Genomic DNA, 13,362 nt, shown 5'->3' with positions numbered 1-13,362 from the left:
AACACGCCTGAACACGAGACACCGCAGCTATCCACGAGACCGGATCACGGTCGAAGAAGCATCCGCATCCGAGTTGCATCGACCGGGACAGTCACCGAGACGCGCACTGTGCGTCACTCCACCGGGATCGGTGGCTCAGAACGGCGCTTCCGGCCCTGCGCCGCCGGTGGATTCGGCATCGACAGCGGCGGTGTCGGCGTCGGCGTCGGCGTTGAGCGTCTCAGCGAGGTCGCCGCGCTCCTCCAGTTCCGCGAGGATGTCGCTGCCGCCGACGAACTCGCCGTCGACGAACGTCTGCGGGATCGTCTCCCAGCCGCTCTCGGCCTCTAACGCCTCGCGGTACGCCTCGAGGTTCTTCAGCGTGTCAACCGTGGCCACGTCGTCGCGGTACTGGCTGATCAGTCCGATCGCGCGCTTTGAGTAGCCGCACTGGGGCATCCGAGCGCTCCCTTTCATGAATAGCACTACCTCGTTGTCGGCGATGGCGTCGGTCACGCGTTCGCGCGCTTCCTCGGCGTCGATCCCCTGATCGGTCGGGTCGAAAGTCACAGTACCGTCCGTTCCGGCGCGACCGTGTTAGGGGTTGCGCCGGCGGAGGTGAAATCGATGGAGCGCGGTCGCAGGTCAGCCGCGAGCGAGGCGGCCGATTAGAATGTGATGACTTCGTAGCCGTCCGCCACCAGCGAGCGGACGCTCGGGTGGCCGTCGTGGTCGTCGAGAGTCACCAGTCCGGCGTCGCCGACGGCGTCCTCGACGCCGAAGGCGCCGGAGCAGTAGTCGCAGACCGCCGCGTCGTCGCTGACGGCCTGATACAGGTCGTGGTAGTCGTGGTCCTCGTCCTCCAGCTCCGGAATCCACGTGGTGCCGGCGCCGTCGAAGATCAGTTCGAGCTCGTCTTCGTCGTTCTCGGCGAACTCCTTTGCCGCCTCCAGTCCGTTCACGATGCGGCCGAGGTTGTCGTGTCCGTCCGTGCCCGCGAGGATGATGATCGCTGCTTTCGTCATGTGTGTTCCATCGTTCTGCCGGCTGAGGTTTAGTCCGTACGCGGACGTGCGCCGCCGCCGCGTCCACGGGGTGCGTTTATATACGATCCCGCGTCCGGCGGGCGGTCGACCGGCCCGACGAACGACGGCCCGACGAACGACGGCCGCTCAGTGCGAGTGGCCGCTGTCGCCGCCATCGCCGCCGCGAGAGAACTGCCCCGAGAAGCCCCGTTGGACGACCTCCGAGAGCGCGGGGTGGACGTGCACCGCCTCGCGGATGTCGCGGACCGTCCCCTCGCCGGCGGTCATCGAGACGACGACCTCCTCGATCAGGTTCGACGCCTCGGGACCCACGATGTGGCACCCGAGGATCTCCCCCTCCAGCGAGATGATCGCCTTCAGGAAGCCGTCCGCGTGCATCGCGCTCCCCCGGGCCGTCTGGTCGTACTCGTACACCCGGGTGGCGTACTCGCGGTCGGCAGCGCGGAGGTCATCCTCGGTCGCGCCGACGCCCGCGACCTCCGGGGAGGCGAACACCGCGAACGGCATCGCGGTGTAGTCGACGGGTTCGAGCTCGTCGCCGAAGCGGTTCCGAACGACCGCCTGCGCCTCGTGGTTCGCGCTGTGTTTCAGCAGGTACTCGCCGACGATGTCGCCCAGCGCCCAGACGCCGTCGGCCGTCGTCCGGAGGTACTCGTCGGTCTCCACGAACCCCCGCGCGTCGGTCTCGACCCCAGTCGCGTCGAGGTTCAGCGTGTCCGTGTTCGGCGTCCGCCCCGCCGCGACGAGCAGCTCGTCGCCGGTGACAGTGACCGACTCGGCGTCGTCGACGAGTTCGCCGGCGTCGCCCCCGGAGCCGTATTCGTAGGGAGTCGCCTCGACGGTGATCTCCCCGTCGGACTCGGCGACGGCCGTCGCGGCGTGGCCCGTGTGGACGGTCATGCGCTCGGCGTAGCGCTCGGTGAACGCCGCGGCGACCTCGGGGTCTGCCTCGGGGAGCAGGTTCGGGCGCCGGCCGACGATCGTCACCTCGCTGCCGAACGTCTCGAAGAAGTGTCCGAGCTCCGCGGCGATGTACCCGCCGCCGACGACGACGAGGTGCTCCGGCGGCGTCTCCAACCGGAGCGCCTCCGTGCTCGTGAGATACTCGACGTCGTCGATCCCGTCGATCGGGGGGATCGACGGCCGCGTGCCGGCGGCGATGAGGACCGTCTCGGCGCGAATCCGCGCACCCTCGTCCGGGCCGTCGACCACCTCGACGGTCCTGTCGTCGGCGAACTCGCCGGTCCCCTCGTACAGGTCGTGACGCGGGGACGACCGGAGTCCCTCGCGGATCGACGCCGAGTCGGCCTCGACTTCCTCGGTGACCTCGCGGACGATTTCCGAGAACGCCACGCCGTCGACGCTCGCGTCGATGTGGAACTCGCCGGCCCGTTCGATCGTCTCCAGTACCTCCGCGTGGTACAGCAGCTTCTTCGACGGGATGCAGCCGCGGTTCAGGCAGGTCCCCCCGAGGCGGCCCTTCTCGACGACCGCGACCGACTGCCCTTGGTTGGCGGCCGCGTTCGCGACATCAAGGCCCGACCCAGATCCGATCACGAGGAAGCCGACTTCGTCCATACGTCCCGAGTCGCGCGAGGGGTACAAGAATCGACCGCCGGCGTGTCGGAGCGTCGTCAGTCCGCGCACGCGGCGAGGACCGCGACCCCCGGTCGCCAGCAAGGCCGTCCGAGAGGGCGCCTCAGTAGTCGCCGAGGACGCCGAGGCGACGCGCCCGCCGCGTCGCGTAGTGGAAGACGAGGGAGCCGACCGCGAGGTAGCCGACGGCGATGCCGACCAGCAGCGCGAGGTCCGCGAGCGGGAACTCCCACAGGCGGACGCCGTCGACCATCGCCCGCTGGAGCATCGCGCTCCCGTGGGCCAGCGGCAGCACGCGCAGCCACGGGCGGTCGAGCACCGGCGCCGACACGAGCACGACGAAGCCGAACTGCAGGAGGTTCAGCCAGTTGCCGACCCGCTTGTACAGGACGGTGACGCCGCCGGCGGCGAAACCCAGTCCGAGCACGGAGACGACCGCCAGCCCCGCGATGACGACGACCGTCACCGGCGCGATCGCCAGTGTCGTCCCCGTGAGGAGGATCATCACCGCCAGGATGATCGCGGAGGTGAGAAACGTCCGGACAACCTTCGCGACGCCCTTGAGCAGCGCGACCGGGGCGAACCCGAACGGCGTCGTGACGTGCCGCTCCAAGGTTCCCCACTGGACCTCGCTCCCGATGTCGTTCGACACCGACGAGTACGCGCCGACCGCGAGCGTCCACAGGAAGTAGCCGACCACGATCCCCTCAAGCGAGTCGGCCAGCGCCCGCCCCGCCAGGAGCCGTCCGCCGAAGAACAGTAGCCCGAAGAACACCAGCGAGACGACGATCCCCCCGATCGCGTTCGCCGGATAGCGGACGAAGATCAGGTACTCGCGGTAGAGGACCGCACGAGCGAGATCGACGTACGTCGCCGGGCGCGGGTCGTCACCGACCCGGGCTCCGTCACCGTCCCCGGGTCCGTCGCCGGCGGCGGTAGAAGTAGAGGTGGAGCTGGAGCGAGCGCCGGCGTGCTCCGTCGACGAGCCGGCCGCGGCGTCGGGTGCCGTCATCTCGCACCTCCGTCGTCGCCGACCACGGTCGCCCGCCGGCGCCCGGTCCCCGGGGCGCCGTCCTCGTCGCCCGGCTCGGAGCCGCTCGTGCCTCCGGCGCCCGCGCCGGTCAGCCGCACGAACACGTCCTCCAGACTCGGCTCGACGGTGTCGACGCGATCGAGCGTCACGTCGGCCGCCCGTAGGGCGTCGAACAGGTCGTACGCCGCGTCGCCGTCGGTGCGGACCTCGACGGTCGGCGGGTCGGCGCCCGCGTCCGCATCGACGACATCGAACCGGCCGCGCAGGTCGTCGATCGTCGCCGGCGAGAGCTCCTCGCTTGCGACCCGCACGCGGTAGTCGTCGACGGCGCCGAGCAGTCGCTCGACCGAGTCGTCCGCGACGACTGCTCCCGCCGACATGACGATCACGCGGTCGCAGACGTCCTCGATGACGCGCATGTCGTGGCTGCTCACGACGACCGTGAGGTCGTCCTCTTCGGCGAGTCGACGGAGCTCCCGACGGAGCGTCCGCGAGCCCTCCACGTCGAGCCCGAGCGTCGGCTCGTCGAGGAACACCAGCTTTGCCCCGCCCGCGAGCACGCTCGCCAGCGACATCTTCTGTTTCATCCCCCGCGACAGCTCCCGGACGGGGGTGTCGGCCTTCTCGGCCAGGTCCAGTCGGTCGAGCAGGCGGTCGTGGCGGTCGGCGACCGAGTCGGGGGCGACGCCGCCGACGGTCGCGAAGTACCGGAGGTTCTCCCTGACCGTCAGGCGCCAGTAGTCGTTGCGGGCGCCCTCCAGCATGGCGTCCACGTTCGCGTAGGTGGCCCGCCGCCCGTCGGCCGCGTCGCGTCCGAGCACGCGGACGGTGCCCTCGTCGGGAATGACCGTCCCCAACACCGACTTGATCAGCGTCGTCTTGCCCGCCCCGTTCGGCCCGAGCAGACCGACGACCGAGCCGCGCTCGACCGAGAACGACACGTCGTCGACCGCGCGGACGGCGTCGCCCCCGGAGCCGAAGCGTTTCGAGAGCTCCTCGACAGAGAGCGCGGGCGTGCCGTCCGGAGCGGGGGCGGGTCCGTCCGGTGTCGTCGGTGCCATCGGGTGAGGTAGTGGTTCGCGGGGAATAAGGGGTGCGGCGACGGCGGCCGCCGGTCGCCGGGTGCAACGGGCCGGTGACCGCCGGTCCGACTGCCGCCGGACCGGCGGTTGTCCCCGTCCAACGCCCGACCCACGTATCGACGAGAACGGCAGGACACAGCCAGCAGTTATCCGCTTCGTCGGGTTCCGACGGTATGATATCGAACGCGCTCCGGAGACTGCGCTCGTATCTCGGCAGGGATGACGACGGCGATCGCTCGGTTCGACCCGACGGAGGGTCGACCGCGACGCTGGATGCTCCTCCCGAGCGGCCGGACCCGGACCGCGGCGACGGTCTCAGCTCCGGTTCTCCACACGGCCGGAGGACGGGCGCCTCGATGGAGACGCTGGTCGACGTGATCGCACAGCCGACGTTCGTCATCGGGACGAACGGGCAGATCACGGCCTGGAGTCCGGAGATGACGGATCTGACCGGCGTCCCCGCGACGGAGGCGCTCGACCGGACGGACATCGGGACGATCCTCTATGAGAGCGACGAGGAGACGATGATCGAAGAAGTACTGGCGGCGCCGACGACCGCCGACGAGGTGTACGGGCTGACCGTGGCGGACAGGTCCCGGCATCTCTACGAGAAGGAGGACCACGTCGCGGACCGCTCGGGGAACGTCGAACACTACGCCAGGGTGACCGTGGCACCGCTGTACGAGGACGGCGAGCTCGTCGGCGCCGTCGAGACGATCAAAGACCTCACCGACGAGCGTCGCCAACAAGAGGCGACCGAGGCGCTGGTCGACGAGGTCTCGGAGACGCTCCGGGCGCTGTCGAGCGGCGACCTCGACGCGCGGGCGTCGTTCGACGACGGCGACGCGATCGACTCGAACCTGTCGACCGTCGTCAGTGAGGGCAACGAGACGGCCGAGCGCCTCCAAACGACTGTCGTCCGCGTCGACGAGCAGGCGACCCACCTGGGCGAGTCGGTCGAGCGGGCGGTGTCGGCGGCCGAAGCGATCGCCGAGAACGTCCACGAGCAGAACGACCTGCTGGTCGACGGCGTCGACGAGATCCAGACGTTCTCGGCGTCGATGGAGGAGGTCGCAGCGACCGCCGAGGAGGTCGACACCGCCGCCGAGCAGGCGCGCGACGCCGCGACCGACGGCCTCGGGGTCTCCAGGGACGCCCGCGAGGCGACCGAGGAGGTGACCGACATCGGCGAGGACCTCGTGGAGAACGTGACCGAGCTGGGCGACCGGATGAACGATATCGGAGCGATCGTCGAGGTCATCTCCGACGTGGCCGAGCAGACGAACCTCCTCGCGCTCAACGCCAACATCGAGGCCGCCCGGGCGGGCGAGGACGGCGACGGGTTCGCTGTCGTCGCCGAGGAGGTGAAAACGCTCGCCGACGAGACGAGCCAACACACCGAGCAGATCACGCGAGACATCGACGAACTCCAGTCGCGGACGGATTCCACCGTCGTCGCCGCCGAGCAGTCGTACCGGGAGATCGCATCTGCGAGCGACCAGATCGAGGACGTGTTGGCGGCGTTCGAGAACATCGCGGCCTCCATCGAGCAAGCGGCCGACGGGGTCAATGAGGTGTCGCGTACGACCGACGATCAGGCGAAGACGATCGAGGAGTTGACTTCGACGCTCGAGGCGGCGCGCGACCACGCCGCGGACAGCGAGGAGGCCGTCGACGACATCGTGGCGGTAACCGACGATCAAAGCGAGGCGATCGCCGAACTGGAGGCGCGCGTGAGCGCGCTGCGCGACGCCTGATCGGGGGGTCCGAGGCGCCTGTCGCTCCACGCGACGCGGCCGTCGCTCGCCCGCGAGTCGGCGGTCGTCGAACCCACCCACGGGAGGGGCGAGCGCGCTGACCGGTCCCTCGGGGGTCGGCTTCGACATACGAACCCTCAAGTGGCGGGGAGATCAGATCTCGCCGAATGGAAGACCGATCCCGTACCGCAGCGCACACGCTCAGTCCGTACTACGGGGACGGGTTCCGAGACCGCCGCGAGGCGCTCGAGGCGACGATCGACGACCTCTCGGCGGACGCCGGCGTTCCGCTCGACGCGCTCCGGCCGCTCGACGAACTCGACGGCGACGCCGCTCGGGGAGCCGACGCGCCCGCCGTGGTGTTCGCGACCGAAGCCGACCCGGTTGTGGCGGGCCTCGACCGACCGGTCGTCTGGGCGACGCCGGACCCGGGAGTCGCGGGGGCGGCCATCGACGCGGGCGCCGCGGACGCGATCGTCTGGAGGCCCGGAGACGACATCGACCTGCTCACGGCGAAGCTCGGGCGGCTCTCGGCCCGCGAGGACGCGTCGAGCGGTGCGGACGACGGACCGCCGGTGGCGCTGGAACGCGAACCGGCGGATCAGGAGCGGAGACCGCTGGCGGGCGACGAACACGACGCCACCCTCTACGAGTACCTCGTCAAGACCGTCGGCGACGCCGTGTACATCCTCGACGAGGACGGGCGGTTCACGTTCGTCAACGACGCGCTGTGCGAGATGACGGGGTACGATCGAGCGGAGCTGCTGGGGTCGTCGGTACACCGGATCAAAGACGACGAGACGGTCGAGGAGGCGGAAGACGCGCTACGAGAGCTGCTCAGGGACTACTCCGGGAACGAGGACGGCGAGCTGTCGATCGCGAAGCTCGACGTCGAACTCGTCAGAAAGGATGGACGGCGGGTGCCCTGCACTGACCGGATGACGCTCAGGCCACACGAGGACGGCTCGTTTTCAGGCACGGTCGGGACGCTCCGCGATGTGAGCCAGCAGCGGCGGCGCGAACGGATCTTGAACAACCTCCTGCGGGCGACCCAGGAGATGGTCCGGGAGGCAACGGCCGCCGGCGTCGCCGAGCGGGTCGTCGACGTCGCGATGAACACGATCGAAGCCGAGAGCGCCGTTGTCCGGGAGCACGACCCCGAGACCGACGAGCTCGTGCCGATCGCGGTCCCCGACGCCGTCCGTGACCGCCTGGGCGACCGGCCGCGATACGACGCCGACGAGGGGCCCGTCGGGACGGCGTTCACGGAGAATCGGGTCGTCAGTACCGACGACCTCGACCACGTTGACGCCGATCTGGACGAGACGGCCACGTACCTGCCGATCGGCGACACGCGAACGCTGAGCGTCGGCCATCGCAGCGACGAGTCGTTCTCTACTGACGGCCGACAGTTCCTCGAGCTGCTCGCGGCGACCGCGGAGTCGGTCTTCGATCGCGTCGACCGGGACCGGGAGCGCCGTCGGTATCAGGCCGCCGTGGAGGCCGCCGACGACATGCTGTTCACGCTGGACGAGGAGCGTGAGTTCACGCTCGTCACCAACTCGCTCGCGGCGACGCTCGGGACGACCCAGTCGGCCCTCGTCGGGACCCACGTCGCCGACGTGCTGGCCGATACCGGAGCTGTCGACGACCTCCTCGACCCGCCGGCCGGCCCCGCGTCGGCGACGGTGGAGACCGAGCTGGTCTCCCGAGAGGGCGAGGTGATCCCGGCCCGGATAGCCGTCTCCGCCATCGACGGGGCCGGCGCCGATGGCGTCGTCGCAACGGTCCAAGACATCCGCGAACTCCGGACCGCGAGGGCGGAGGTCTCCCGGCAGCGGCGCCGGTTCGCGGAGCTGTTCGAGACGCTCACCGACCCGCTCGTGGAGTTGAGCTTCGAGGACGACGGGGCGACGATCCGGGCGGTCAACGACCGCTTCGCCGCCCTGACCGACACCGAGGGGTCGAGCCTTCGGGACGCGCCGCTCTCGGCGGTTCGCGCGTCGATCCCCGCGGCGATCGCCGACGCCCTGGCGGGACTCGGCGACGTCGACGGGACGGTCGAGCGGGAGGTCGAAATCCAGACGCCCCGCGGGCTTCGGTACTACCTGTTCCGGAACGTCCCCTACCGCGACGACGGCGCCGAGCGGGCGTTCGTCGTGTTGACCGACATCACGGAGGTCAGACAGCAGGAGACCCACCTCCGCGTGCTTCACCGCCTGTTGCGGCACAACCTCCGCAACCAGACGAACGTGATCCTCGGGCGCGCGGGGCTGGTCCGGTCGGCCGACAGTGTCGAGGACGCGGCCGAACACGCGGCGGCGATCGAGGAGGCGAGCCGGTCGCTCGTCGACGCGAGCGAGACGGCGCAGGCGATCCAGCGGACGCTCCGTGACGGCGAGGGCGACAGCGCCCCGGTGCCGCCGGCGGCGATCGAGGAGCGACTCGTCCGGCTCGTCCGGTCGGTCGCCTCGGAAGCGGACGTTCGGATCGACGTCGACGTGGCCCGTCCCGTCCCGTACGACGACGCGATCCACCGCGCCGTCGCGGAGCTGCTCGACAACGCCGTCGAGTTCGGCACACCGGATCCGAAGTCGGCCGTCGAGATCCGCGTGGTCGACTTCGACGAGGAGACGGTCCGGATCGCGGTCGCCGACGACGGGCCGGGGATCCCCGACGCGGAGTGGTCGGTCGTCGCCGGCGACCGCGAGATAACGCAGCTGCAACACGCCTCGGGGCTGGGGTTGTGGCTGGCGAAGTGGGTCGCCGACATGCACGGCGGCGACCTGCGATTGGTCTCGGCCGACGAGGACGGAACGGTGATCGCGGTCGACCTGCCGGTCACGTGAGCCGCGACGGCCCGCTCGCGTCGGCTACCGACGCCCGCCTGATCCCGCCGAGCGGGACGACCGACAGGAAAAGCTATGTTAATTGTCACCAATAGGCACCTGTCATGCGAGCAGCAGTCCTGCGGGAGCACGGGGAACCGCTCGACGTAACCGAAGTCGAGGATCCGGAGCCGGAGCCTACGGGCGTCGTCGTCGAGGTCGAGGCGTGCGGTATCTGTCGGTCGGACTGGCACGGCTGGCAGGGCGACTGGGACTGGCTCGGGATCCAGCCCCAGCCGGGACAGATCCTGGGCCACGAGCCGGCGGGTCGCGTCGCCGCCGTCGGCGAGGACGTGACGAACTTCGCCGAGGGCGACCACGTCGCCGTCCCGTTCAACCTCGGCGACGGCACCTGTATGCAGTGCCGGACGGGCCACGGGAACACCTGCGAGAACCCGATGCCGCTGGGGTTCGTCGAGCCGGTCCCCGGCGCCTTCGCCGAGCTGGTCCACGTGCCCGCGGCCGACCACAATCTCGTTCACCTCCCGGACGGCGTCGGCTCCGTCGACATGGCGGGGCTGGGCTGTCGGTTCATGACCGCTTTCCACGGATTGGCCCACCGGGCGCCCGTCGAGGCGGGCGACTGGGTCGCCGTTCACGGCGTCGGCGGGGTCGGCCTCTCGGCGGTCCACATCGCCGACGCCCTGGGCGCGAACGTCGTCGCCGTCGACCTCGACGACGAGAAGCTCTCGAAGGCGGTGGAACTGGGCGCCGCTGAGACGGTCAACGCCGGCGAGGCCGACGACGTTCCGGGGGCGGTGCAGGCGCTCGCGGGCGGCGGCTGTCACGTCTCCGTCGACGCGCTCGGCATCGCCGAGACGTGCCGCAACTCGGTACTCAGCCTCGGCACGCGGGGCACGCACGTCCAGATCGGCCTCACCACGTCCGAGGAGGAGGGCATGGTGGGCCTCCCGACGGACGCGATGGTGATGAAAGAGATCGAGTTCGTCGGATCACTGGGCCTGCCGCCGACGCGCTACGACGAGATCTTCCGGATGGTCGCCCGCGACAAGCTCGACCCCAGCGCCGTGATCAGCGAGACGGTGACGCTGGACGACGTGAACGACAGGCTGTCGGCGATGACGGACTTCGGGACCGAGGGGATCCCGGTGATCGACGAGTTCTGAGGCGGAGAGACACCGTCGGCGCGTCGAGCAGGAGGCGGACCGCTCCGTCGGCTGCTTCCCGACCGCGTCAGGGCTCGCTCACCCGCAGTACGGGCTTGGTCGTCTCGCCCGACTCCGAGTCCTCGACCGTCTTTTCGACATCGTCGAAGTCGTAGTACGTGATGAGCTCGTCGGACGTGAACGTCCCCTGGCGAGACAGTTCGATCAGGTCCGGAATGAACCCCGAGAGGTTCGAGTCGCCCTCGACGATCCCCGTGACGGTACAACCGTTGACGACGATGTCGTTCACGTCATAGCTGTCTTGGGGCTCAGCGGCGGGGCGCCGATAATCCCAGCAGTCCCCCGCTAGAAGATCGACGCGACCGTTCCCGACCGCCTCATACTGTCGGAGGTTCCTTCGTGAAGCTATTCGCCACCCGGTGTGGAGAACGTCGTGACGTGCGTACGTCCGACAGTATCAGGCTTCGGCCGGTGCCTCTGCGACGCCCGCCCGGACCGCATCGAGGAACGCGTCGAGGTCGAAGGGGTCGGCGCGGGCGGCGGCCAACGCCGCCTCCACCGCGTCGGCGTCGGCGCCGGCGCTCCCCGCCAACGACGCGAACTTCTCCTCGACCGCGTCGGCGTCGAGCGGGCGCTCGGGCTCACCGGGGGCGGCCTCGACGAACCGCTCGTGGTGGTCGCCGTCGTCGGTCTCGACGACGACGGCGGCAGCCCACCGCTCCGGGAACGGCTCGGCGGTCGCCTCGGTAGAGACCACCTCTGTCGCGTCCATCAGCCGCCGGAGCGCAGGGTTGTCGAGACGATCCCGCGCGTCGAGGAACGCCTTCAGGCCCGCCTCGCCCGTCGAGAGCGCGAGCGCGGCGCCGAACGGCATCGAGAACTGACAGTCGACGAGGTTTTCCGGGCGACGCTTTGCCCCGATCGGGTCGCCGGTGAGCGTCACGCCCGGCTTCGGGAGGTCGACGACGACGCGCTCGACCGCGTCGGGATCGACCTCGTCTGCGAGGCCGCACAGCGCGTCGAGCGCCGAGTGCATGTACCGACAGCAGGGGTACGGCTTCAGCGCCGTCTCCAGCACCGCCTCGCGGCCGCCGATGTCCGCCAGCTCCCCCGGGTCGGCCGACGGCGTGTACCCCGCAAGGAAGCCGTGCTCGCCGCCGACGGCGTCCGCGGCGCCGCGGAACCCCTCGGCGGCGAGCGTGACCGCCTCCACCGCGCGGCGGGCCGAAAGCCCCGGGTGGAGCCGCTTGTTCCACGCGCCGTTCGCGAGGAACTGCAGCGACCCCGCCGCCTGGCTCCCGTTGACGCCGAAGGCGTCCGCGAACCCCGCCTCGCTCAGCCCCGCGACGACGCCCGCGGCCGCGGTCGCGCCGAAGGTCCCGCAGGTCGCGGTGACGTGGAAGCCGCGGTCGTAGTGGGCGTCGGGGTCGACCGCCCGCCCGACCGCGCACGCCACGTCGTAGCCGGCGCGGACGCCCGCGAGCACGCGCTCGCCGTCGACGGGGTCGCCAGCCGCGGCGCGCCGCTCGGCGACCGCGAGCGCCGCGGGCACGACCGGGGCACCCGGGTGCAGCGAGGACTCCCGGTGGGTGTCGTCGAAGTCGAGGCTGTGGGCGTGCGCGCCGTTCAGCAGCGCCGCCTCCCCGGCGGGCAGGCGCTCGCCGGTCGCCCACACGGTCGCCGCGCCGGCGTCCGCGCCCGCGCCGGTCCCCTCCGACCCGGACGCGCCCGCGAGGCGTCGCGCCGCGCGTTCGATCGACGGGCTCGACCCGGCGTGTTCGCGCGCGCCGAGCGCGACGCCGACGGTGTCGAGGAGGTGTCGGCGGAGCGCCCGGTCCACCGCCGGCGGCCGGTCGCGGTCGGGGGCGCAGCGGCAGTGCTCGATCAGCGTGTCGGTCGCCGTGTCCGTCATGTGCGCACACGGCGCGTGCGGGGCGATAAATCCCCGGGCGACCGCCGACGGTCGCGCCGCGCGCGCCCGCCGGCTACTCCCTGACGGCGAGGAACCGCAGGCGGCGGTAGCCGAGGGTCCACTCGTCGTTCCTGGAGTCGTACAGGTCGGAGCGGAGCCGCTCCGCCACGCGGTCGAGGACGGCCGCGCGGCCGTCCTCGTCGAGCCCGGTGACGAACGACCCGGCGAACGTCCGGAGCCACTCGCGGAGGCCCTCGGCGCCGTCGAGCGCCGTCGGGCGGTCGAACAGCCGGGCGAACCGCACCTCGAACCCGTGCCCCTCCAGCAGGCTCGCGTGCTCGCCGAGGCGGGGGAAGTGCCACGGGTCGGTCGCGTCGGCGCCGGCGGCCGCCGCCTCCTCGCGCAGCGCCTCCCTGACCCGGTCGACGTTCCCGTGGCCGCCCAGCTCGGCGACGAACCGGCCGCCGGGGCGCAGCGCCCCCCGGACGGAGTCGGCGACGCCGTCCTGGTCGGGCATCCAGTGGAGGGCGGCGTTCGAGAACACCGCGTCGAACGGTTCACCGACCGAGAACGACTGGCCGTCGGCCTCGCGGAACTCGACGGACGGGTACGACGCCCGGGCCTCCGCGAGCATCGCCTGGTCGGCGTCGACGCCGACCGCCTCCGCGCCGCGCTCCCCGATCCGTGCGGTGAGGTGGCCCGTGCCGCAGCCCAGGTCGAGCACGCGCTCGCCGGGCACGGGGTCGAGCAGGTCGAGGAGGTCCGCGCCGTACTCGTGGACGAAGCCGTGCGACTCCTCGTAGCGGTCGACGTCCCACTCGTCGGCGTCGCTCATCGGTCGGGGGTCGCCGCCGAACACAATCAAGCTTGTGAGGACGGCCGGCACCGCCGGTAGCCCGATTGTCCTGGGGACCGTTCGCCCGGGGGAGGGAACTACCGCCC

General features: G+C 71.0%; 10 protein-coding genes and 1 pseudogene. 3 read left to right on the top strand and 8 right to left on the bottom strand.

The window, feature by feature from the left end:
- Positions 1–207: 207 nt before the first annotated feature.
- From BUE16_RS00810 to BUE16_RS00790, 5 genes and pseudogenes are all read right to left on the bottom strand, one after another.
- Positions 208–549, bottom strand: a pseudogene (locus BUE16_RS00810) (glutaredoxin family protein); the annotation flags it as partial.
- Positions 550–647: 98 nt separating this feature from the next.
- Positions 648–1,004, bottom strand: coding sequence for a DsrE family protein (locus BUE16_RS00805; RefSeq protein ID WP_073306528.1), 357 nt, complete (start codon positions 1,002–1,004; stop codon positions 648–650).
- A 147-nt stretch (positions 1,005–1,151) separates the two neighbouring features.
- Entirely contained in the window at positions 1,152–2,603 is a 1,452-nt protein-coding gene (locus tag BUE16_RS00800; protein WP_073306527.1) for a dihydrolipoyl dehydrogenase, read from the bottom strand.
- A gap of 121 nt (positions 2,604–2,724) precedes the next feature.
- A complete protein-coding gene (locus tag BUE16_RS00795; protein WP_073306526.1) occupies positions 2,725–3,633 on the bottom strand; it encodes an ABC transporter permease in 909 nt (302 codons plus the stop codon).
- Complete coding sequence (locus tag BUE16_RS00790; protein ID WP_079991430.1) at positions 3,630–4,715, bottom strand: ABC transporter ATP-binding protein; 1,086 nt, start codon at positions 4,713–4,715, stop codon at positions 3,630–3,632. Before BUE16_RS00790 ends, BUE16_RS00795 begins: the two co-directional genes overlap by 4 nt.
- A 194-nt stretch (positions 4,716–4,909) precedes the next feature.
- On the opposite strand from BUE16_RS00790, the gene BUE16_RS00785 reads away from it, so the two are divergent.
- The 3 genes from BUE16_RS00785 (at position 4,910) to BUE16_RS00775 (ending at position 10,508) form a co-directional block, all read left to right on the top strand.
- Positions 4,910–6,493 (top strand): methyl-accepting chemotaxis protein, encoded by a 1,584-nt coding sequence (locus BUE16_RS00785; RefSeq protein ID WP_073306525.1) that lies wholly within the window; start codon positions 4,910–4,912, stop codon positions 6,491–6,493.
- A 167-nt stretch (positions 6,494–6,660) separates the two neighbouring features.
- Positions 6,661–9,342, top strand: coding sequence for a PAS domain S-box protein (locus BUE16_RS00780; protein ID WP_073306524.1), 2,682 nt, complete (start codon positions 6,661–6,663; stop codon positions 9,340–9,342).
- Positions 9,343–9,446: 104 nt separating this feature from the next.
- Positions 9,447–10,508: a zinc-dependent alcohol dehydrogenase family protein gene (locus tag BUE16_RS00775; RefSeq protein ID WP_073306523.1), complete on the top strand. Its 1,062-nt coding sequence runs from the start codon at positions 9,447–9,449 to the stop codon at positions 10,506–10,508.
- 67 nt (positions 10,509–10,575) lie between these two features.
- On the opposite strand, the gene BUE16_RS00770 is transcribed toward BUE16_RS00775, so the two are convergent.
- From BUE16_RS00770 to BUE16_RS00760, 3 genes are all read right to left on the bottom strand, one after another.
- Complete coding sequence (locus BUE16_RS00770; protein WP_073306522.1) at positions 10,576–10,797, bottom strand: aryl-alcohol dehydrogenase; 222 nt, start codon at positions 10,795–10,797, stop codon at positions 10,576–10,578.
- Positions 10,798–10,965: 168 nt separating this feature from the next.
- Entirely contained in the window at positions 10,966–12,420 is a 1,455-nt protein-coding gene (locus tag BUE16_RS00765; protein ID WP_073306521.1) for an MmgE/PrpD family protein, read from the bottom strand.
- A 73-nt stretch (positions 12,421–12,493) separates the two neighbouring features.
- A complete protein-coding gene (locus BUE16_RS00760; RefSeq protein WP_073306520.1) occupies positions 12,494–13,255 on the bottom strand; it encodes a methyltransferase domain-containing protein in 762 nt (253 codons plus the stop codon).
- Positions 13,256–13,362 lie beyond the last annotated feature (107 nt).

The organism is Halobaculum gomorrense (genome assembly GCF_900129775.1).
Classification (GTDB): domain Archaea; phylum Halobacteriota; class Halobacteria; order Halobacteriales; family Haloferacaceae; genus Halobaculum; species Halobaculum gomorrense.
The sequence above is the reverse complement of the archived record's forward strand: the minus strand, read 5'-3'. Positions and strand labels throughout refer to the sequence as shown.

What these genes read in the sequence shown, in the direction of transcription:
- BUE16_RS00790 (WP_079991430.1), bottom strand. Translation starts at nt 4,715, where the DNA reads ATGGCACCGACGACACCGGACGGACCCGCCCCCGCTCCGGACGGCACG.
- BUE16_RS00765 (WP_073306521.1), bottom strand. Translation starts at nt 12,420, where the DNA reads ATGACGGACACGGCGACCGACACGCTGATCGAGCACTGCCGCTGCGCC.
- BUE16_RS00800 (WP_073306527.1), bottom strand. Translation starts at nt 2,603, where the DNA reads ATGGACGAAGTCGGCTTCCTCGTGATCGGATCTGGGTCGGGCCTTGAT.
- BUE16_RS00805 (WP_073306528.1), bottom strand. Translation starts at nt 1,004, where the DNA reads ATGACGAAAGCAGCGATCATCATCCTCGCGGGCACGGACGGACACGAC.
- BUE16_RS00760 (WP_073306520.1), bottom strand. Translation starts at nt 13,255, where the DNA reads ATGAGCGACGCCGACGAGTGGGACGTCGACCGCTACGAGGAGTCGCAC.
- BUE16_RS00785 (WP_073306525.1), top strand. Translation starts at nt 4,910, where the DNA reads ATGATATCGAACGCGCTCCGGAGACTGCGCTCGTATCTCGGCAGGGAT.
- BUE16_RS00795 (WP_073306526.1), bottom strand. Translation starts at nt 3,633, where the DNA reads ATGACGGCACCCGACGCCGCGGCCGGCTCGTCGACGGAGCACGCCGGC.
- BUE16_RS00775 (WP_073306523.1), top strand. Translation starts at nt 9,447, where the DNA reads ATGCGAGCAGCAGTCCTGCGGGAGCACGGGGAACCGCTCGACGTAACC.
- BUE16_RS00780 (WP_073306524.1), top strand. Translation starts at nt 6,661, where the DNA reads ATGGAAGACCGATCCCGTACCGCAGCGCACACGCTCAGTCCGTACTAC.